Origin of the sequence: Microbacterium sp. CCH5-D1 (assembly GCF_001557335.1) — a bacterium.
GTDB classification, from domain to species: domain Bacteria; phylum Actinomycetota; class Actinomycetes; order Actinomycetales; family Microbacteriaceae; genus Microbacterium; species Microbacterium oxydans.
This window is the reverse complement of sequence record NZ_LSJW01000034.1, coordinates 32677-52818: the sequence shown is the minus strand read 5'-3', so window position 1 is coordinate 52818 and position 20142 is coordinate 32677. Positions and strand designations below refer to the sequence as shown.

At 69.0% G+C, this 20142-nt stretch carries 17 protein-coding genes and 1 tRNA gene; 9 read left to right on the top strand and 9 right to left on the bottom strand.

Features of this window, described 5'->3' with window-relative positions; translation table 11 throughout:
- The 4 genes from rho to lysA form a co-directional block, all read right to left on the bottom strand.
- On the bottom strand, positions 1–1529 hold a 1529-nt coding region (gene rho, locus AX744_RS02300; RefSeq protein WP_082738371.1), incomplete at its 3' end, for a transcription termination factor Rho.
- 159 nt (positions 1530–1688) lie between these two features.
- A complete protein-coding gene (thrB, locus tag AX744_RS02295; protein ID WP_046748227.1) occupies positions 1689–2651 on the bottom strand; it encodes a homoserine kinase in 963 nt (320 codons plus the stop codon).
- A gap of 2 nt (positions 2652–2653) precedes the next feature.
- Entirely contained in the window at positions 2654–3958 is a 1305-nt protein-coding gene (locus AX744_RS02290) for a homoserine dehydrogenase (RefSeq protein WP_046748226.1), read from the bottom strand.
- Between the two features lie 21 nt (positions 3959–3979).
- Positions 3980–5398 carry a diaminopimelate decarboxylase gene (gene lysA, locus AX744_RS02285; RefSeq protein WP_046748225.1) on the bottom strand — a complete coding sequence of 473 codons (1419 nt, stop codon included), beginning with the start codon at positions 5396–5398 and terminating at the stop codon, positions 3980–3982.
- A gap of 147 nt (positions 5399–5545) precedes the next feature.
- On the opposite strand from lysA, the gene AX744_RS02280 reads away from it, so the two are divergent.
- The 4 genes from AX744_RS02280 (at position 5546) to AX744_RS02265 (ending at position 8886) form a co-directional block, all read left to right on the top strand.
- Positions 5546–6607 carry a YihY/virulence factor BrkB family protein gene (locus AX744_RS02280; RefSeq protein ID WP_082738370.1) on the top strand — a complete coding sequence of 354 codons (1062 nt, stop codon included), beginning with the start codon at positions 5546–5548 and terminating at the stop codon, positions 6605–6607.
- A 68-nt stretch (positions 6608–6675) separates the two neighbouring features.
- Entirely contained in the window at positions 6676–7578 is a 903-nt protein-coding gene (locus tag AX744_RS02275; protein WP_061015273.1) for an alpha/beta fold hydrolase, read from the top strand.
- On the top strand, positions 7556–8137 hold the full coding sequence (locus AX744_RS02270) for a TetR/AcrR family transcriptional regulator (RefSeq protein WP_046748223.1): 582 nt from the start codon (positions 7556–7558) through the stop codon (positions 8135–8137). Before AX744_RS02275 ends, AX744_RS02270 begins: the two co-directional genes overlap by 23 nt.
- 2 nt (positions 8138–8139) lie before the next feature.
- A complete protein-coding gene (locus AX744_RS02265; RefSeq protein WP_061015272.1) occupies positions 8140–8886 on the top strand; it encodes an alpha/beta fold hydrolase in 747 nt (248 codons plus the stop codon).
- Between the two features lie 17 nt (positions 8887–8903).
- On the opposite strand, the gene AX744_RS02260 is transcribed toward AX744_RS02265, so the two are convergent.
- Positions 8904–9752, bottom strand: coding sequence for an LmeA family phospholipid-binding protein (locus AX744_RS02260; RefSeq protein WP_061015271.1), 849 nt, complete (start codon positions 9750–9752; stop codon positions 8904–8906).
- 40 nt (positions 9753–9792) lie between these two features.
- Positions 9793–11457, bottom strand: coding sequence for an arginine--tRNA ligase (argS, locus tag AX744_RS02255; protein ID WP_046748220.1), 1665 nt, complete (start codon positions 11455–11457; stop codon positions 9793–9795).
- 92 nt (positions 11458–11549) lie between these two features.
- On the opposite strand from argS, the gene AX744_RS02250 reads away from it, so the two are divergent.
- The 4 genes from AX744_RS02250 to nhaA all read left to right on the top strand — a co-directional run bounded on the left by AX744_RS02250 (position 11550) and on the right by nhaA (position 14140).
- Entirely contained in the window at positions 11550–12365 is an 816-nt protein-coding gene (locus AX744_RS02250; protein WP_061015279.1) for an SGNH/GDSL hydrolase family protein, read from the top strand.
- 16 nt (positions 12366–12381) lie between these two features.
- Positions 12382–12454 (top strand) — tRNA-Arg (locus AX744_RS02245).
- A 168-nt stretch (positions 12455–12622) separates the two neighbouring features.
- Entirely contained in the window at positions 12623–12796 is a 174-nt protein-coding gene (locus AX744_RS20490) for a hypothetical protein (protein ID WP_164734097.1), read from the top strand.
- Between the two features lie 66 nt (positions 12797–12862).
- A complete protein-coding gene (gene nhaA, locus AX744_RS02240; RefSeq protein ID WP_061015270.1) occupies positions 12863–14140 on the top strand; it encodes a Na+/H+ antiporter NhaA in 1278 nt (425 codons plus the stop codon).
- Between the two features lie 3 nt (positions 14141–14143).
- Here the strand turns inward: nhaA and AX744_RS02235 are convergent, their stop codons facing one another.
- Both AX744_RS02235 and AX744_RS02230 read right to left on the bottom strand, forming a co-directional pair.
- The gene (locus AX744_RS02235; RefSeq protein ID WP_157543499.1) at positions 14144–15682 is read right to left on the bottom strand and encodes an amino acid permease; all 1539 of its coding nucleotides are present in this window, start codon (positions 15680–15682) and stop codon (positions 14144–14146) included.
- Between the two features lie 7 nt (positions 15683–15689).
- Positions 15690–17060 carry a glutamate decarboxylase gene (locus tag AX744_RS02230; RefSeq protein WP_227750931.1) on the bottom strand — a complete coding sequence of 457 codons (1371 nt, stop codon included), beginning with the start codon at positions 17058–17060 and terminating at the stop codon, positions 15690–15692.
- Between the two features lie 271 nt (positions 17061–17331).
- On the opposite strand from AX744_RS02230, the gene AX744_RS02225 reads away from it, so the two are divergent.
- On the top strand, positions 17332–17826 hold the full coding sequence (locus AX744_RS02225) for a DUF1269 domain-containing protein (RefSeq protein ID WP_046748216.1): 495 nt from the start codon (positions 17332–17334) through the stop codon (positions 17824–17826).
- A 119-nt stretch (positions 17827–17945) separates the two neighbouring features.
- Here the strand turns inward: AX744_RS02225 and AX744_RS02220 are convergent, their stop codons facing one another.
- The gene (locus AX744_RS02220) at positions 17946–20096 is read right to left on the bottom strand and encodes a heavy metal translocating P-type ATPase (RefSeq protein ID WP_061015268.1); all 2151 of its coding nucleotides are present in this window, start codon (positions 20094–20096) and stop codon (positions 17946–17948) included.
- Positions 20097–20142: the final 46 nt, after the last annotated feature.

The following is a 20142-nucleotide window of genomic DNA, read 5'->3' as shown; positions in this document are numbered from 1 at the left end:
GGCGGGTAGAGCGCGGACGCGTCGACGCCGCCGGTGAGGACGCGGCCGGACGCCGGGGCGGCCAGGTTGTACGCGCGTCCGAGGCGGGTGATCGAGTCGAGGAGCACGACCACGTCGCGGCCCAGCTCGACGAGACGCTTGGCCCGCTCGATCGCGAGCTCGGCGACGGTGGTGTGGTCTTCGGCGGGGCGGTCGAAGGTCGAGGCGATGACCTCGCCCTTCACGGTGCGCTCCATGTCGGTGACCTCTTCGGGGCGCTCGTCGACGAGCACGACCATGAGGTGGACCTCGGGATTGTTCTGCGCGATCGCGTTGGCGATCTGTTGGAGGACGATCGTCTTGCCGGCCTTCGGCGGCGCGACGATCAGGCCGCGCTGACCCTTGCCGATCGGCGCCACGAGGTCGATGATGCGCTGCGTCAGCTTCTCCGGAGCGGTCTCCAGACGCAGACGCTCCTGCGGGTAGAGCGGGGTGAGCTTGCCGAACTCCACGCGGGTGGCCGCGTCGTCGACCGACAGGCCGTTGATCGAATCGACCTTGACCAGGGCGTTGTACTTCTGGCGCCCCTGCTGCTCGCCCTCGCGCGGCTGCTTGATGGAGCCGACGACCGCGTCGCCCTTGCGGAGGTTGTACTTCTTCACCTGGCCGAGCGAGACGTAGACATCGCTGGGACCGGCGAGGTAGCCGGTGGTGCGCACGAAAGCGTAGTTGTCGAGCACGTCGAGGATGCCGGCGATCGGGATCAGGACGTCGTCCTCGGTGATCTCGGTCTCGAACTCGTCGGCCGGTGCACCGTTGCGGCGCTTGTTGCGCTGACGGTTGCGGTTGTTGCCACCGGACTGCTCGTCGTCGGCGGCGGGCTGCGTCTGCTGCTGCTCCTGGGCCGCGCCGTTCTGACCGCGTCCGCGGTTGCGGCTGCGGCTGCGGTTGCGTCCGCGACCGCCCTGCTCCTCGCCGCTGTCCCCGGAGTCGGAGTCGGCGTTCTGCGGAGCCTCAGCGGGTGCCGATTCGGCGGCGGACTCCGCTGCCGGCTCCGCAGCGGGCGCCTCGGCGTCGGCTGCGGACTTCTGCGCACCGCGGCGTCCGCGTCCCGTGCTTTTGGGCGCGGCCTCGGCGGGAGCCTCGGCGCCAGCGGAGTCGGAGGCCTCGGCGGGCGCCGTCTCCGCGGCAGGAGCCTCGGCATCGGCCTTCTTCGCACGGCTGCGACTCGGACGCTTCGCCTTCGGTGCAGCCTCGGTGGTCTCTGCAGTGGCGGACGCTGCTGCGGTGGCGGACGCTTCCGCGGGCACGGACGCTTCCGGAGCGGCGTCCGACTTCGCGGCCTTCTCCGCCTTCGCGGCATCGGCCTTCTCCGCCTTCTCGGCCTTCGCAGCCGCGGTCGCGGTGCTGGCACGGCGAGGCGCACGCTTGCGCGCCGGTGCTGCTTCGCCCGTCGGCTCCGCGGATGTCGCCGGTGCTTCCGAAGCGGGCGCAGACTGTTCGTTCTGGGTCTCGGAGAGGTTCTCCACGAGTACTCCCTTATATGTCATGGGGAATGAGCGTTGAACGCGCACAACGGGTGCTGCGCGCGATCGCACGGGCTGACGCTCGGCGCCAGCCAGCCTCGGCAGGCGGCTCAGGAATGAACTCTGCCACAGGGGTTTGCGTGCGGGTCTTGCAAGAGTTGCAATCGGGCCAGATTCACGCAGTTACGTGGAGCCCTCCGCTCGAGACCCCACTGTACCACCACGCACGTCGACTGCGAGCAGGAGAGCCTCCCACGGGGTGTCGGTGACGCGTTCGGCGAGCTCGACCGCGTCCTGACGACTTCCGGGGCCGTCCGCGAGGACCAGCACACTGGGGCCTGCGCCGGAGACCACCGCGGCGAAACCGGCAGCGCGCAGCGCCTGCACCAGACGCTGCGTCTCCGGCATCGCTCCGGCACGGTAGTCCTGGTGGAGGCGGTCGGCAGTCGCATCCAGGAGCAGCTCCGGGCTCTGCATCAACGCGGCGATCAGCAGCGCGGAGCGGGAGACGTTGAACACGGCGTCGGCAGTGGAGACCTGCGGCGGCTGGAGCGACCGCGCCTGCGAGGTGGACATCGTGTACGTGGGGACCAGCACCAGAGGCGAGACTCCCCTGTGCACGAGGAGCTTCTTGTGCTGCGGTCCCCGCTCCGACATCCATGCGATCGTCAGGCCACCGAAGAGCGCCGGCGCCACGTTGTCCGGGTGGCCTTCGAGCTCGGTCGCCAGCCGGAGGAGATCCGTGTCATCGATCTCCACATCACCCTCGAGCAGTCCCTTCGCGGCGAGCACGCCCGCAGCCACGGCGGCACCGGATGAGCCGAGGCCCCTGCCGTGCGGCACGGCGTTCTCCGCGATGATCCGCAGACCGGGAACAGGGCGTCCCGCGTCGGCGAACACATAGGCGATGGTGCGGACGATCAGGTTCGACTCATCACGAGGGATCTCGGCCGCTCCGGATCCCGAGACCTCGATCTCGAGCTCGCCGGCCGGCAGGGCCGTGACCAGAAGCGTGTCGTAGATGCTGAGCGCGAGGCCCAGTGTGTCGAAGCCGGGGCCGAGGTTCGCGCTCGTCGCCGGCACCCGCACCTCGACGGTGCGTCCTTCGACGGCTCCGCCCTCCGCGGGGACGACGGGCGCTGTCATCGTCACTCGCCTTCCACCCGGAGCACCGAGACCACGCGTGCGACGACCTCGCTGTCCGCGAGAGCGTCGACGGTGGCACTCAGGGCCTGCTCCGTCGCGCGGTGCGTTCCGATGATCAGACGGGCAGTGGGCTCGTCCTCGCCTTCTACGGTCTGCACGACGGTGGCGACCGAGACATCGCCGTCGCTGAGGATGCTCGCGACCGTCGCGAGCACACCTGGCGCGTCCGCGACCTCGAGCGTGATCTGGTACCGGGTGGTGACGTGACCGATCGGCACGACGGGCAGGTTGGCGCGAGTGGACTCTCCCACCCCGACCCCGCCTGCGATGTGACGACGGGCCGCGGAGACCACGTCGCCGAGCACGGCCGACGCGGTCTGCACGCCACCGGCACCGGCACCGTAGAACATCAGGGAGCCCGCAGCCTCCGCCTCGACGAAGACCGCGTTGTTCGCACCGTGCACGGAGGCGAGGGGGTGCGATGCCGGGACGAGGGCCGGGTACACGCGCACCGAGATCGACTCGGCACCGTTGGCCTCGATCCGCTCGCACACGGCCAGCAGTTTGATCACGAAGCCTGCAGCTCTGGCCTCTTCGATCATCGATGCCGTGATCGAGGTGATGCCCTCGCGGTAGACGGCTTCGAGCGGCACGGCCGTGTGGAAAGCCAGGCTCGCGAGGATCGCCGCCTTCTGCGCCGCATCGTAACCCTCGACGTCCGCCGTCGGGTCGGCCTCGGCATAGCCCAGCCGCTGCGCATCGGCGAGCACGTCGGCGAAGTCGGCGCCCTCGGTCTCCATCCGGTCGAGGATGTAGTTCGTCGTGCCGTTCACGATGCCCATGATGCGCACCACTCGGTCGCCGGCGAGCGAATCGCGCAGGGGACGGATGATCGGGATCGCCCCCGCCGCGGCGGCCTCGTAGTAGACGGAGGCGCCCACCCGGTCAGCGGCCTCGAAGAGCTCGGGCCCATGAGTGGCCAGGAGAGCCTTGTTCGCGGTGACCACGTCGGCCCCGGAGCCGATGGCCTGCAGGATGTTCGTGCGGGCCGGCTCGATGCCGCCGATGAGCTCGATCACGATGTCGGCGCCCAGGATGAGCGACTCGGCGTCGGTCGTGAAGAGTTCCTTGGGCAGGTCGACGTCGCGTGGCGCGTCGAGGTTGCGCACCGCGATCCCGGCGAGTTCCAGTTCGGCGCCCGCGCGGTCGGCGAGTTCGTCGCCGTGGCGCAGCAGGAGGGCCGCGACCTGAGAGCCGACCGCTCCGGCACCCAGCAGCGCCACACGAAGTCGTCGGTATTCAGTCATGGTTGCTCCTTCGGAGGTGGGTCATTGGTCTCCCTCGGGGGCGTGCGCCCCGTCGATGCCCGCGTCGCGGGCCAGCACGTCGTCGATGGTCTCGCCGCGGACGATGACCGCGGAACGTCCACCGCGTACGGCGACGACCGGCGGACGCGGGACGTGGTTGTAGTTGCTGGCGAGCGAGACGCAGTAGGCGCCGGTCGCCGGCACGGCGAGCAGGTCCCCGGGCACGAGGTCGTCCGGAAGGTACTCGTGATCGACGACGATGTCGCCCGACTCGCAGTGCTTGCCGACCACGCGGCTGAGGCGCGGCTCGCCCGCTCCGACGCGTGAGGCGATCCGCGCCGAGTACTGGGCGCCGTACAGCGCCGGACGTGCGTTGTCGCTCATCCCGCCGTCGACGCTGATGTAGCGGCGGACGGCTCCGGTGTCGATCGTCACGTCCTTGGTGGTGCCGACCTCGTAGATCGTGACACCGGCCGTGCCGACGATGGCGCGGCCGGGTTCGAAGGACAGGGCGGGAATGGGGATGCCCCGGGCGGCGCAGTCGTCGGCGACCGCGGTGATGATGGCACCGGCAAGGTCTTCGATGGGTGTCGGGTCGTCCACACGCGTGTACGCGATGCCGAAGCCGCCGCCGAGGTTGAGCTGGGGCACGGGGCCGTCCTCGAGCAGGGCTGCATGCAGGTCGAGCACGCGCGACGCGGATTCGCGGAAGCCGGCGACGCCGAAGATCTGCGAGCCGATGTGGCAGTGCAGTCCGGCGAACACCAGGCCGGGGATCTCCCGGATCCGGGCCACGGCCCGCTCCGCGTCCGGCAGGGGGAACCCGAACTTCTGGTCCTCGTGGGCGGTGGCGAGGAAGTCGTGGGTCTCGGCGTGGACGCCGCTGATCACACGCACGAGCACGCGCTGCGTCGCGCCGGTACGCGCCGTGATCGCTGCGAGGCGTTCGATCTCGATGGCACTGTCCACGATGATCGTGCCGACCCCGACCTCGACCGCGCGTTCCAGCTCGGCGACCGACTTGTTGTTGCCGTGGAAGCCGATGGAAGCGGGAGCGACCCCCGCGGCGAGGGCCACGGCCAGCTCTCCCCCGGTGCACACGTCGACGCGCAGTCCCTCGTCGACGACCCAGCGCGCCACGGTCGTGCACAAGAACGCCTTGCCCGCGTAGTACACCTGCGCCGTGGTGCCGTTCTCGGCCGCCGCCCTGTCGAACGCCAGGCGGAATCTGCGCGCACGCCCGCGAACCTCGTCTTCATCGAGCACGAGGAGCGGAGTGCCGTAGGTGCGGGCCAGGTCCGTGGCGCTGACGCCGGCGATGTCGAGCACGCCGTCGTCGTCTCGTACTGCTGAGGCCGGCCAGACGCCGTCGGCGAGATCGTTCGCGTCCTCGGGGACGGCGAGCCATTCCGGGGCGAGCGAATCGGCAGGGAGAAGCACTGATCACCAATCGTGGGAAGGATCTCGGGCAGGGCACGCACATCGAGGTTGACCCGATTCTAGGGCACCCACCCCGTCGCCTTGATCACGGTGACTCGCCGCGTCAAGCCCCTGCAGCACTCCGCAGGTGCCTCCTAAGGTGGGGGCGTGACGAACAGCGAGACAGCACACCACGACACGGAGTCCTCCGCGAAGCCGAAACCCGGACTTATCGCGCGCATCACGACGCCGGCCATCGCGTGGGCACTCTCCCGGCGACCGGTCAGGGCCGCACTGCTCTACTCCGAGCGACGGGGTCCGATGCTGGCCGACAGCGTCACGTACCGCGCCTTGTTCAGTGTGTTCGCGGGCGTGCTGCTGGGCTTCTCGATCGCCGCGCTCTGGCTCGCCGGCAACCCCGACGCGTGGCGCGCCATCATCCAGGCAGTGCAGTCCGCCGTCCCCGGCCTGATCGGGAAAGACGGCGCGATCAATCCCGAGGATCTGAAGGCCCCCGCATCGCTCTCCGTCGCGGGCATCATCTCGCTCGTCGCCCTCGTCGGAGCCGCTCTGGGAGCGATCGGCTCTCTCCGCACCGCCGTGCGGGTGATCGCCGGGACCGTCCAGGACGACATCCTCTGGGTGTGGGTGATCCTGCGCAACCTCGCCCTGGCGCTCGGGATCGGACTCGCCTTCGTCGCCTCCGCCGCGCTCACCTTCGTCGGTCAGCTCGGAGTCGAGTGGATCGCCGACCTCCTCGGCCTGCCCGCCGACTCCGCCGCGGTCGCCTGGACCGTTCGGCTGCTCTCGCTGCTCGTGGTGTTCGCTCTCGACGCCGTGCTCATCATCGGTGTGTTCCGCGTGCTCTCGGGCGTGCGTCCCGCCGCCGGTTCCCTGTGGCCCGGCGCCCTGATCGGCGCCCTCGGTCTGCTGGTACTCCAGGAGCTGTCCGGTCTGTTCGTGGGCGGCGCGACCAGCAACCCGCTGCTCGCCTCGTTCGCGTCCCTCCTGGCGCTGCTGATCTGGCTGAACTTCTCGACCCAGGTGATGCTGTTCGCCTGCGCCTACATCGTGACCGCCGAGGAGGAAAGGTCCGATCGCGTTCATGCGAGGTTCGCCGCGACCACGTTCCCCCAGCGGCGGCTCCAGCGAGCCGAGGCCGAAGTGCAGATCGCGACGGCCGAGCTGCGGGCGGCACAGAAGGCTGCGGCCTCCGACGCGGGGTCCTGATCGGCGTCGGTTGACCCCACCCTCGTTGTGACCCGATCGGGTAACCTGGTCACAACGAAAGGGGCTTCATGGAGCCACGTCGCACGAGCATCACCCTCCCCGGCACCACGGTCTCGGTCCTGGAATGGCGCCCCTCATCCGAAGCCGGCCTTCCCGTCCTGCTTCTGCATGGCGGTGGCGCCGACAACGCGCAGCTCTCGTGGGGAGAGGTCGGCCCTGCGCTCGCCAGCGCCGGACATCGCGTGATCGCCCCCGACCATCCCGGTTTCGGCCGCAGTCCCCGTCCCGGCTGGCCCCTCACCCAGGAACACCTCGTGCGATACGTGGGCGACCTCGTCGACGAACTCGGCCTCGTCGACTACGCCATCGCTGGCCTGTCGCTCGGCGGTGGCATGACGCTCGGCCACCTCCTCGATCGGCCGAGCCACGCGAAGTCCGCCATCCTGCTGGGGTGCTACGGATTGATGCCGCGCCTGGCCGACGGGCTCTCCGGCCGGATGACGCACTTCGGCACGTTCCTGCTGCTGCGCACAGGACTGCTGGCGGCCGCCACCCGGTCCTACGCGCGCAACGCGCCCGCGATGGAACGAGGCCTGGCCACGCTCGTGCGGAATCCTCAGGCGCGCACTCCCGATCTCGTGAAAGCGGTGCTCGACGAAGCGTCCACCGGCACGGGCCTGACGAGCTTCGCGGAGTGGCAGCGCGATCAGGTGCTCTGGAATCGACTGCGCACCGTGTACACGCCTCGACTCCCGTCCATCACGACCCCCACGCTTCTCGTGCACGGCGATCGCGACACCGGGGTGCCGCTCCCCCATGCCGAAGCCGCCGCGGAAGTGTTGCCCGTCGGATCCCTGACGGTCGCCGCCGGAGCAGGGCACTGGGTGCAACGCGACCGCCCCGACCTCGTCGTCCCGGCGATGCTCGACCATCTGGAGGGACACCGCGATGCCCAGGCCCCGCGTCCCTGATCGCCGCGAGCGGATCCTCGATGCTGCCGAGGAGCTCGTGCTCGCCAACGGTTTCGACGCCATGAGCGTCGCCTCGATCGCCGAACGCGCCGGCATCGGCAAGGGCGCGGTCTACCTGGAGTTCGCCGGCAAGAAGGAGATCCTCGATGCGCTGCTGCAGCGCGGCACGACCCGGATGAACGACCGCGTGCGTCGTGAGCTGGGCGACCGGCCGCGCCTCAGCTCCGCGTACCGCGCGTCCGCGCGCGCTCTGAGCGAGGACGCGCTGATGACGGCGGCCTTCCTCGACGACCGGGGCATCCTCGGTGCTCACGTGGCGGATATCACAGACGGCCGATACCGTGACCGGCAGAGGCGCGTCAACGAATGGCTGCAGGGGCTGCAGAGCCGAGGCGAGATCGTGGACGACGTGGATGTCGAGGCCCTCGCCCTCGCACTCTCCAGTGCATCGATCGGACTGCTCTCCGCATCCCGGTTGCTCGGCCCGTTCGAACCGACATTGCTCGAACGCGCCATCGACACGATCGGCCGCATGGCCGAGTCCTTCGAGAGGAACTGATCATGCATGTCGCGACCTTCGGCGATCCGGCCGGCCGGCCGCTGCTCCTCCTGCACGGCGGCGGAGTGGCCGGGTGGATGTGGGAGCCCGTCCGCACCCACATCGACAGCGGCGTGCGGGCGATCGTCCCCGACCTCCCCGGCCACGGACACAGCAGGGATGCGACCTACGACTCCCACGCGATCACGGTCGCCGAGCTCGCCGGCGTGCTGCAGAAGGTCGGCCGACCGGCGACCGTCGTCGGATTCTCCCTCGGCGCACAGCTCACCGTGCAGCTCGCCGCAGACTTTCCCGAACTGGTGCGGAACGTCGTCGTCATCAGCGCCCAGGCCATGCCGATGAGGATGACCCGCCCCACTCTCGCGCTTCTCGGAGCGACCGCCGGTCTCGCGTCGAAGGAGTGGTTCGCCCGGCTGCAGGCACGGCAGCTGTTCATCCCAGACGAGCTCCTGGCCGACTATGTGCGCACATCCGCCGCGATCTCGCGCGAGACGCTCCTGCGCTCCGTCGAGGAGAATCTCCGTTTCACGCCTCCTGCCAGCTGGCGGACCTACACCGGAGCCGCGTCGATCCTGGTCGGCGTCGGGGAGAAGTCGCTCATGAAGCGCTCGGCAGCGCTCCTGCACGATTCACTGCCGCACAGCACCCTCGAGGCCGTCGATGGCTGCGGGCACGGCATTCCGCTGCAACGACCCGCCTGGCTCGCCCGCCGCATCGAAGCGATGCTCAGCGCCAGCGACTCCCCGTGAACCGAGACCGCTGCCCGTCAGCTCGGGCAGCTGCCCTTGCTCTGAAGAGCCTTGTCGGTGACGATCGCGCCGTTCACGTCGACGTCGATCACGGCCGCGTCGTCGACGATCTCGATCCCTGTGAGCGTGAGTCCTGAGGGCAGCTGATCGGCGATGCACACCCGTTGGGGCTGCGTGAGTCCCTCCCCGAGGGCGCCGAGGGTGGAACCGACCCGGTCGAGGTCGACGTCGAGTCCGCCGATGCTGACGCCGACCGGCGTGAGCTCGAGGTCACCGTCGATGGTGCCGGGTGTGAGGGTGAGGGAGAGCGGCACCGCGGCTCCGAGCACGCTGATCGAACCGCTCACCGTGGCATTCGTCGCCGTGAACTCCACCGAGTCGACCGGCAGATCGGTGCCGGCCAGGAGCGTCGTGAACTGCTCCTGGTCGACGCGGACCGTGCCGGAAGCGCCGCCGAGGTCGCCCCCGCGCAGCGGAACACCGGTCGCCGTGACATCCGCGGCGCCCGTGATCCCGTCCAGCGTCACGGAATCGGTCGAGAGATGCAGGGTGTCGAGGGTGCCACCGATCAGCTGGGGCAGCAGGAGTCCCTGCGTCTCGACGTCGAGCTGCTGGTCGGCAGGGAGGTCGAGCTTCTCGACGACGATCGACCGTACGACGCCAGGCAGCACGGCGCGTGCGATGAGCTCCGCCGCGACGACCAGGAGCGCGAGCGCGACGACCGCGACGAGAAGCACCCACGGCCACCGCCGCCGCTTCTGCTGCGGGGCGTCTGCACCCTCATCGGATGCCGAACCCGGGATCACGAGGGTCGGGTGCTCCGTCGCCGTGTCCGGGTAGGGCCGGGTGTGGTTGTCGTCGCTCATGCCTGCCATCCTGCCCCACGGCGACGCACGCCTGCCTGCACTACATGCGCTCCGGCGCCGAGACCCCGAGCAGGTCGAGTCCGTTGCGCAGAACCTGACCGGTGGCGTCGTTGAGCCACAGACGGGTGCGATGCACGCTCTCGATGGGGTCGTCGCTCAGCGGGATGACGCGGCAGTTGTCGTACCAGCGGTGGTACAGACCGGCGAGTTCCTCGAGGTAGCGGGCGACCCGATGCGGCTCGCGCACCTCGGCGGCGAATGCCACGATCCGCGGGAACTCCTGCAGCGCTCCGAGCAGCGCGCTCTCGGTCTCGTGGGTGAGAGTCTCGGGCGCGAACTCGGAGCGGTCGACGCCGGACGCGACCGCGTTGCGTGCCACGTTATGCGTGCGGGCATGCGCGTACTGCACGTAGAACACGGGGTTGTCGTTCGTGCGCTTCTGGAGAAGCTCGGGATCGAGGGCGAGCGGCGAGTCCGCAGGAGAGCGCTCCAGCGAGTAGCGCAGCGCGTCGGTGCCGAGCCACTCGCGCAGATCGTCCATCTCGATGATGTTGCCCGCGCGCTTGCTGAGACGGGCACCGCCGATCGAGACGAGCTGCCCGATGAGCACCTCGACGTTCTTCTCGGGGTCCTCCCCCGCCGCGCCGGCGATCGCCTTGAGGCGGTGCACATAGCCGTGGTGGTCGGCGCCGAGCAGGTAGATCTTGTCCTGGAAGCCGCGGTCGCCCTTGTTCAGGTAGTAGGCCGCATCGGCGGCGAAGTACGTGTACTCGCCGTTCGAGCGACGGATCACGCGGTCCTTGTCGTCACCGAAGTCGGTGGTGCGCACCCAGACGGCGCCCTCCTGGTCGAAGACATGCCCCTGCTCGCGCAGGCGATCGACGGCCTGGTCGACCAGACTCACACCCTGATCGTTCTTGGCGTGCAGGGTGCGCTCGGAGAACCAGACGTCGAAGTCGACGTTGAACTTCGACAGCGACTGCTTCTGTTCTTCGAGCTGGTAGGCGTAGGCGAGCTCGCGGGCGACGTCGACCTGTTCGTCGGCCGGCAGTTCGAGCAGGTCGGGACGCGCAGCGAGCACGCGCGCCGCGAGGTCGCCGATGTAGCTTCCCGCGTAGCCGCCCTCCGGGGTCGGCTCTCCCTTCGCCGCGGCGAGGACGGAACTCGCGAAGCGGTCCATCTGCGCACCCGCGTCGTTGATGTAGTACTCCCTGGCGACGGTGGCACCCGATGCGGCGAGCACCCGGGCGATCGCATCGCCGAGAGCGGCCCAGCGCGTGTGTCCGATGTGGAGGGGTCCGGTCGGGTTCGCGCTCACGAACTCGATGTTGATGCTCTGGCCCACCTGCGAGTCGTTCGACCCGTACGCGTCCCCTGCGTCGACGATGACCTTCGCCAGCGCACCGGCGGCTGCAGCGTCGAGGCGGATGTTGATGAATCCGGGGCCTGCGACCTCGGCGCTCGCGATGCCGTCGACGCCGGCGAGACCGTCGGCGATCTGCTGAGCCAGCTCACGCGGGTTTGTGCCGAGCGGCTTGGCCAGGCGCATGGCGATGTTCGACGACCAGTCGCCGTGGTCGCGGTTGCGGGGGCGCTCGAGCACGATGTCTGATGCGGAGAGCTCCAGGGGCTCGCCGGGGCGTCGTTCCTCCGCGATGGGTGCGAGGACGGCGAGGAGGGCTGCGGCGAGGGTTTCGGGGTTCATAGCCCCCTCAGTTTACGGGGCAGGACGACGCCGGCCGACGGCACGGACCGGGAGGAATTCGCGTTCGCTCTCCCGTGATCTACTCTCATCACATGAAGCCAGCCGCCGCCCGCCGCCGCCGGGGTGTCGCCGCGATCACCGCCGGCCTGATCGTGGCGGTCGCAGCCGTGGCTATCGGCGTCTGGCGCCCGTGGGTTCCCGCCCCTTTCGCCGCCCCGATCAGCGCGGCCGCAGCGGGCGAATCGGACGCATCGGCGGTCATCGCGCCGGCACCGCTCGTCCTCCCGGAGAACCCCGCTGTCCTGGTGTTCGGCGACTCCTGGACGTACGGCTCGGCGGCCACCCTCCCCACGCAGGGCTACGCCTATCTCCTCGCCGATCTCCTCGGCGGCCGGACCATCGTGGACGGCGTCCGCGGGAGTGGATACCTCAAGCCCGGTATCGACGGACCGACGTTCGGAGAGCGCATCGCCGCACTCGACCCGTCGCTGTCGCCCGACCTCGTGATCATGCAGGGCTCGATCAACGACCGTGCCCAGGGTGCCGCCGGATACCGCGAGGCCGTGAACGCCGCGTGGGACGCGATGGCCGCCCTCTACCCGAAGGCCACGATCGTGGTGCTCGGCCCGGCCCCGCACGAGCTTCCCGTCGGTGCGACCACGGCCCGCATCGACACCGACCTCGCGGAGCTCGCCGCAGCGCGCGGCTGGTGGTACATCTCCCCCATCGCCCAGGCCTGGATCACCGCGCAGAACTATCTCGACGTGATCGACGTGGAGGTCGGCCGAAAGCATCCGTCCACGGATGGACACCGATACCTGGCCGAGAAGCTGGCCGCCGCCCTCGACGAGCTGCACGCCGCGCCCATGACGGAGGCCGGTGGGTCGGAGACCACCCCCGACGAGTGATATTGTCGATCGGTACGCCTCCGTAGCTCAGTGGATAGAGCGCCGGTTTCCGGTACCGTAGGTCGCAGGTTCGACTCCTGTCGGGGGCACACATCAGCAGAAGGCCGCTCTTCGGAGCGGCCTTCTCTCGTTTCGCCTCGACTGGCGGTTCGCGCTCAGCTGCGAAACCGCCCGAGATCAGCGACTGCCGAACGTCCGCGGCGGCCGAAGGTGCGCAGGCCCCGCAGGTTCCCAGGCCTTCCGGATAGGCTGTTGCCGTGCCCCTCCTCTCGATCGCCGGTTCGACGCGTGCCCCGCACCGTCTGCGTTCGGCGACGCCCATGAGGGAGTGGATGCGGATCATCATGCACCCGGGCACGAACGGGTGGACCAGCGTCTGGGGCACTCTCTCGCACGGCGAGATCGCCGGCTGCCCGCCGCCACGGAACTAGACCACGCCTCGAACGGGGCGGTGGTCTTCTGCGCCATTCACCCCTTCTCTCGCGTGAGGTCTTTCCGTGTCCCCGAATCCTTCCCCTGCCCGCTTCTCCCTCGCCCCGCACGCCCTGTGGCAAGGCATCCGTTCCAACGCACGCAGCGACGTGCTCGGTGGGTCGCTTCTGCTCGCGGCCACGTTCGCCGCGTTGATCCTCGCCAACAGTCCCGCCGCGCCCTGGTACGAGTCCGTGCGCGACTTCACCTTCGGCGTCCCCGAGCTGCATCTCGAGCTCAGCATCGGCGCGTGGGCGTCGGACGGACTCCTGGCGATCTTCTTCTTCGTCGTCGGGTTGGAGCTGAAGGAGGAGTTCGTCGCGGGACGCCTGCGCGATCCTCGCCGCGCTGCCCTCCCCATCGCCGCGGCCGTGGGTGGTGTGGTGGTGCCCGCGCTGATCTTCGTGCTCATCAACGCCGCGAGCGGTGCGGATGCGATGCGTGGCTGGGCGATACCCACCGCGACCGACATCGCGTTCGCGGTGGCCGTGATCGCTGTCGTCGGCAAGTTCCTGCCGCCCGCGCTGCGTGTGTTCCTGCTGACACTCGCCATCATCGACGACCTCATCGCGATCACCATCATCGCGACCTTCTACACCGAGAGCATCAGCTTCCCGTGGCTGATCCTCGCGCTACTGCCCCTGGCGGGATTCGCCGCCCTGGTGGCGAAGGGCGTGCGCGCATGGTGGCTCCTCCTGCCCCTCGCCATCGCGGTGTGGGTGTGCATCCACGCGTCCGGCGTCCACGCGACGGTCGCCGGCGTGCTGCTCGGCTTCGTCGTGCCCGTCACCGCGACGGAGCGCGCCCGGGTGCGCACGGGCACCGATGCGGACGGCCGTCCGGTGTACGACGGCATGGCCGCACACCTCGCCGACCGGTGGGGCATCGTGGCCACGCTGTTCGCGGTGCCTGTGTTCGCGTTCTTCGCCGCCGGCGTCACGGTCGGCGGATGGGACGGACTCGCATCGGCGTTCACCGACCCGATCACGATCGGCATCGTCGTGGGACTGGTCGCGGGCAAGCCGGTCGGCATCCTCGTCACGACCTTCCTGCTGAGCCGGGTCCCCGCTCTGCGTCTCGACGAGACGCTCCGCTGGCCGGACCTGACCGGCATGGCGTTCCTCGCGGGAATCGGCTTCACCGTGTCGCTGCTGGTCGGCGAGCTCGCGTACGGGTCGAGCTCGGTCGCGGACGAGCACGTGAAGATCGGCGTGCTGGTCGGGTCGTTCGTCGCAGCCCTCCTCGGCGGGATCATCCTGGCGCGGCGCAATGCGCTGGCCCGAGCGGCGCATCGGGTCGAGTGACCCTCACCGACCTTCCGGTGAGACCGTGGCCTCCGGATGGGCGTCGCTCAACAGGCTTCCATCCGGCGGTCGACGGTCCCAGGACGGGCGACGGATCGCGTAGAACACGAGGGGTGGTGCGCCCAGCACCACGATGACAGCGCCGACGACCCACGGGTAGGCCGCGGGAGGGAAGGCGGTGAATCCCTCGGGCGGGATGAAGGCGAGCAGGAATGCCGCGAGACACGCGACGAAGCCGATGCCGGCGACCAGCGGCAGCGCAGCGACGCGGTACGCGCGGTGCACCGTCGGCTCCTTGCGACGCAGCACGATCGCCGACGCGAACATGAGCATGTACATGATCAGGTACAGCGCGGCCGCCATGTCGATCAGTGCGACGAACGCGGCACTCACGTTCGGGACCACGATGAAGATCGCAGCGAGGATCGTCACGATCGTGCCCTGGAGCATCAGGATCCCGGACTGGACCCCAGCCTTGTTGCGCTTCTGCAGCCTCGGTGGCAACAGGCCCGTCTCGGCGGCGGCGAGCACGCCCTTCGAAGGCCCAGCGACCCAGGTGATCACGGAGGCGAGCGCGCCGGCGGCGATCAGCGCCGAGACGGCTGCCGTCGCCCATCCCATCCCCCAGTGATCGAAGTACACACCGAAGGCGAGCATGATGCCGTTCGTGAGCCCCAGTTCCTTCGACGGGACGGCGACCGAGATCGCCAACGTCGGAAGGATGAACACGAGCAGGATCAGACCGGCGGCGAGGAACACCGAGCGGGGATACCCCTTGCCCGGGTCCCTCATCTGGTTCACGTGGACCGCGTTGACCTCCATCCCGGCGTACGCCAGCACGTTCGACACGATCAGGACGATGGACGCCAGGCCGGTGAAGGGAGGGATGATCGCCGATGCTTCGAGCGGGACCTGGCTCTTCTCGCCGCTGAACACCCAGATCGCACCGAACACGATGAGCAGCGCGGCCGGCAGGAGCGTGCCGAGGATGCCACCCCAGGAGCCGAGCTTGGCGAAGAGGTTACCACCGCGGAGGGTGACGAAAGTCGAACCCCAGTAGAACACGATGATCACGACCGCCGTGAAGAAGCCTGAACTCGACAACGACGGATCCATGAACACGAACGCGAGGGCACCCGCGATGAAAGCGAGCTGCGTGGGGAACCACACCACGTTCTGGATCCACTGCAGCCACACCGCGGTGAATCCCCACCTGTTCCCGAGCGCCTCCCGCACCCAGACGTAGATGCCGCCCTTCCATCCGGTGGCGAGCTCTGCGGCGACCAGGGCCGTCGGCACCAGGAACACGATCGCGGGGATCAGATACAGCATGATGCTGCCGAGGCCGTACGTCGCCATCGCCGGAAGCGAGCGCAGACTGGCGACGACGACCAGGGTGAGCAGGGCGAGCTGGCCGACGCCGAGGATGGCGACGGCCGGCCGCGACACCTGCGTGGCTGCCGACGTGCGCGCAGCAGTGGGGCGAGTCGGCCTCGCTGCCGGAGTCGATTCTGGGGTGGCACCCGTGTTCGAAGTGGACATCGCGGGCTCAGTGGTGGAAGGCCGATTGGGGCTTCTCGGTCGGCATCGGCGACTCGAGTGCGTCGAGGTAGGCGACTTCGGTCGCGATCGCCTGCAGAAGCTCCTCCGCGAGGTCCATGCTCAGCCCGTTGCGCACCACGATGCGCTGCACCGTGATTCGCTCCAGGTCGGCAGGCATCGGATACGCCGGCACGAGCCAGCCCTTCATCCGCAGCCGATCCTGCAGATGGTAGAGCGTCCAGTTCTTCGTGTGTCCGTCCTTCAGACGCCACGCGAACACCGGGATGTCGCTGCCGTCGTTCCAGAGCTCGAACGCGTCGAGCTCGGCGATCCCCGCGGAGAGGTACTTCGCGACGTCCTGAGAGGCCTGCTGCACAGCGCGGTATCCCTCGAAACCGAGACGGAGGAACAGGTAGTACTGCAGCACCACCTGAGCCCCCGGCCGCGAGAAGTTCAGCGCGAACGTCGGCATCTCCCCGCCCAGGTAGCTCACCTTGAACACCAGGTCCTCCGGGAGCCACTGCGCCTCCCGCCACACCACCCAGCCGAGCCCCGGATACACGAGCCCGTACTTGTGCCCTGACGTGCTGATCGAATGCACCCGCTCGAGGCGGAAGTCCCACACCAGGTCCGGCTGCAGGAACGGCGCGATCATCGCCCCCGACGCCCCGTCCACGTGGATGGGGATGTCGAGGCCCGTGTTCTTCTGGATCTCGTCGAGAGCGGCGGCGATCTCGGCCACCGGCTCGTACATGCCCGTGTACGTGACCCCCATGATCGCGACGACGCCGATCGTGTTCTCGTCCACATACTTCGCCAGGTCGTGACCGTCGAGAGTCTTGTGCTCCTCGCTGATCGGCACGTAGCGCGGCTCGACGTCGAAGTAGTTGCAGAACTTCTCCCAGCACACCTGCACGGCCGAGGACATCACGATGTTCGGACTCGAGGCATCCTTGCCCGCCGCGCGCCGAGCCTGCTGCCAGCGCCGCTTGAAGGCGAGACCGCCCAGCATGCACGCCTCCGACGACCCGATGGTCGAGGTACCGATGCTCTTCTCCGCATCGGGCGCGTTCCAGAGGTTGGCCAGCATGTGCCAGCAGTTGTCCTCGATCGCCGCCGTCTGCGGATACTCGTCCTTGTCGATCATGTTCTTGTCGAAAGACGCGGCATAGACCTGCTTCGCGTCGTCGTCCATCCACGTGCTCACGAACGTGGCGAGGTTCAAGCGCGCGTTCCCGTCGAGGATCGTCTCGTCCTCCACGATCTGCTTCGCCGTATCGGGAAGCGACTCCCCTGGCGGGATGACGTGGCGCGAGGTGAGCGTCGCCTCCCCCGGCCTCGTGAAGATCGGCTGGTCGGCGCTGGAGGGAGTGCTCATGTCCGTGACCTTTCGCATCGCTGTCGGCGTACCGCCTGCGACACGCTCGATCCTCATCGCTGGCCGTGTGCCGACCACTATCCCAAGAGCGACGATGCCGCGCCACCCCACTTTCGACCACATCGAAGCTCCCCCGGGTGAATTAGGGGCGGAGCCGGACGATCGCGGAAGTGACGTGCCTAGCATGTGCGGAGCGGGGCTCCGCCGCGGAGTGGACTCCCGAGATCATCGGCTGAGGGCGGTCGACTCAGCCCGAAGAAGGGAAGCATCCATGGCTGAACTCATCGTCATCTCGTTCGACAGCGAGCCACAGGCGGAAGGTGCCTACGACGAGATCCTGTCGCTGCAGAACGATCTGGTCGTCGAGCTCGCGGGCCTGGCGCTCGTGAAGGTCGACGAGAAGGGCAAGACCAAGGTCGAGTACCCGGGTGCAGCGGGGAACATCGGCGTCGGTGCCGCTGGAGGCGCGCTGTTCGGCATGCTGATCGGTCTGCTCTTCTTCGTCCCGTTCGCCGGGCTGCTGTTCGGCGGCCTCTTCGGCGCGCTGTTCGCCGGGCTGGACAAGACCGGTATCGACGCCGAATTCCGGGACCGGGTGAAGAACGCGGTCTCCGAGGGGAAGTCCGCCGTCGTCGTCTACGCGACGAAGATCACGGAGGACAAGTTCGCCGCCGCTCTCGCGCCGTTCAAGGGCACCGTCGTGCAGACCTCCCTCTCGGCGGAGGACGAGAAGGAGCTCATCCACGACCTCGGCGGCGCGAGCTGACCCGCACTGTCGAGGAAGCCAGCACTGTCGAGGAAGCCAGCACTGTCGAGGAAGCCAGCACCGTCGAGGAAGAAGGGCCCCGCTCCTGGAGCGGGGCCCTTCTTCGCGTCCGCCCGGCCTCAGCGATCGAGGATCGCGCGGGTCGTCACCTCGGGCCGCAGATCGAGCCTCCGCAGCAGCTGGGCGTTGAGCGCGACCACGATCGTCGACAGCGACATCAGGATCGCCCCGACCGACATCGGCAGCACGAAGCCGATGGGCGCGAGCACACCCGCAGCCAACGGGACGGACAGCAGGTTGTAGCCCGCGGCCCACCACAGGTTTTGCTTCATCTTGCGGTAGGCCGCGCGCGAGAGCTCGATGACCGAGAGCACGGAACGCGGATCGTCGCTGGCGAGGATGACTCCCGCCGACGCGATCGCGACATCCGTTCCGGCACCGATGGCCAGGCCCACGTCGGCCTGCGCGAGTGCGGGTGCGTCGTTGACGCCGTCGCCGACCATCGCGACCTTGCGACCTTCGTGCTGCAGCTCCTGCACCTTCGCGGCCTTGTCCTCGGGGCGTACGCCCGCGAAGAACCGGTCGATGCCCAGATCTGCCGCGACCGTGTGCGCGACGGCTTCCGCATCGCCGGTGATCATGACCACCTGCACCCCGAGGGCATGCAGCGCATCGACGGCTTCGCGCGACTCCGGACGGATCTCGTCGGCGAGCTTCAGCGCCCCGATCACCTGCCCATCCTGCACCACGTGCAGGATGATCGCACCGTCCGCGCGCCACTGCTCGGCGACAGGAAGCTCGTCGGACCGCTCCTCCGTCAGCAGGTGCGGGCCGCCGACGCGCACCGTCGTCCCGTCGACGGTCGCCGTCGCGCCGACCGCCGGCGACGACGTGAAGTCGCGACTCGCCGGCACGGACAGTCTCTTCTCGGCCGCGGCGCGCACGATCGCCTTCGCCAGAGGGTGCTCGCTGTCGGCCTCGGCGGCGGCGGCGAGCGCCAGCACCCGGTCGGCGTCATGCCCGCCGGAGACCGAGACCTCCGACACGGTCGGTTCGCCCTTGGTGAGTGTCCCGGTCTTGTCGAACAGGACCGTATCGACGGTGCGCATGCTCTCCAGCGCGAGCCTGTCCTTGACCAGGACGCCACCGCGAGCCGCCCGCTCGGTCGCGATCGACACGACGAGCGGGATCGCCAGGCCCAGGGCGTGCGGGCAGGCGATGACCAGCACCGTGATCGTGCGGATCACGGCGGCGTCGGGGAAGCCGACGAGTGTCCAGACGATCGCGGTGATCGCCGCGGATCCGAGCGCGAACCAGAACAGCCATCCCGCTGCCGTGTCCGCGAGGCGCTGAGCGCGCGAGGACGAGCTCTGCGCCTCGGTCACGAGTCTTTGGATGCCGGCCAGCGTGGTGTCGTCGCCGGTCGCCGTGATCTCCACCCGCAGCCCGGAATCGGTGGCGACCGTGCCGGCGGTGACCTGGTCGCCACTGCCGCGAGTGACCGTGCGGGACTCGCCTGTCACCATCGATTCGTCCATGGACGCACGTCCGTCGACGATCCGCCCATCGGCCGGCACGCTTCCGCCGGGCCGCACGATCACGATGTCGCCGACCCGGAGGTCGACTGGTGAGACCACGACGACCTGCCCGTCCTCCACACGCTCCGCCTCGTCCGGCAGGAGTGCCGCGAGCGAGTCGAGAGCAGAGGTCGTCTGCGCGAGCGATCGCATCTCGATCCAGTGTCCGAGCAGCATGATCACGATGAGGAGCGCGAGCTCCCACCAGAAGTCGAGCTCGTGGTGCAGGACGCCGAGGCTCGCTCCCCACGACGCGAGGAATGCGACAGTGATCGCGAGCCCGATGAGCAGCATCATGCCGGGCTTGCGCGAACGGATCTCGCTGACGGCACCCGTGAGGAAGGGCTTGCCTCCCCACACGTACATCACGGTTCCCAGCACGGGTGAGACCCAGGCCAGGCCCGGCACGTCGGGCAGGGTGTAACCGAGGATCATCGCGAACATGCCGGAGAGCACGACGGTGGGGACGGCGAGGGCCAGCATGATCCAGAACAGTCGCCGGAACTGGGCCACGTGATCGCCGTGCCCGCCGTGACCCGCGTGATCGCCGTGACCCGCATGGGAGTCGTGACCCGCATGGGAGTCGTGGCCCGCATGCGCAGCTGCGCCCTGCGGACGGTCGGGGCTTCCCGGCTCGCTCTGGGCGGTACCGTGCGCCTCATGCGCGGTGTGGTCGTGGTGCGGAGTGCTCATCACCCTCTCCTCCTCGGAAGATCGATGCCGTGCGGGGCCACGGGTG

Bases quoted from the DNA above. Each gene is read 5' to 3' on its own strand.
- thrB (WP_046748227.1), bottom strand. From the start codon at position 2,651: ATGACAGCGCCCGTCGTCCCCGCGGAGGGCGGAGCCGTCGAAGGACGC.
- AX744_RS02290 (WP_046748226.1), bottom strand. From the start codon at position 3,958: ATGACTGAATACCGACGACTTCGTGTGGCGCTGCTGGGTGCCGGAGCG.
- AX744_RS02275 (WP_061015273.1), top strand. From the start codon at position 6,676: ATGGAGCCACGTCGCACGAGCATCACCCTCCCCGGCACCACGGTCTCG.
- AX744_RS02270 (WP_046748223.1), top strand. From the start codon at position 7,556: ATGCCCAGGCCCCGCGTCCCTGATCGCCGCGAGCGGATCCTCGATGCT.
- AX744_RS02265 (WP_061015272.1), top strand. From the start codon at position 8,140: ATGCATGTCGCGACCTTCGGCGATCCGGCCGGCCGGCCGCTGCTCCTC.
- AX744_RS02260 (WP_061015271.1), bottom strand. From the start codon at position 9,752: ATGAGCGACGACAACCACACCCGGCCCTACCCGGACACGGCGACGGAG.
- argS (WP_046748220.1), bottom strand. From the start codon at position 11,457: ATGAACCCCGAAACCCTCGCCGCAGCCCTCCTCGCCGTCCTCGCACCC.
- AX744_RS02250 (WP_061015279.1), top strand. From the start codon at position 11,550: ATGAAGCCAGCCGCCGCCCGCCGCCGCCGGGGTGTCGCCGCGATCACC.
- AX744_RS02235 (WP_157543499.1), bottom strand. From the start codon at position 15,682: ATGTCCACTTCGAACACGGGTGCCACCCCAGAATCGACTCCGGCAGCG.
- AX744_RS02230 (WP_227750931.1), bottom strand. From the start codon at position 17,060: ATGAGCACTCCCTCCAGCGCCGACCAGCCGATCTTCACGAGGCCGGGG.
- AX744_RS02225 (WP_046748216.1), top strand. From the start codon at position 17,332: ATGGCTGAACTCATCGTCATCTCGTTCGACAGCGAGCCACAGGCGGAA.
- AX744_RS02220 (WP_061015268.1), bottom strand. From the start codon at position 20,096: ATGAGCACTCCGCACCACGACCACACCGCGCATGAGGCGCACGGTACC.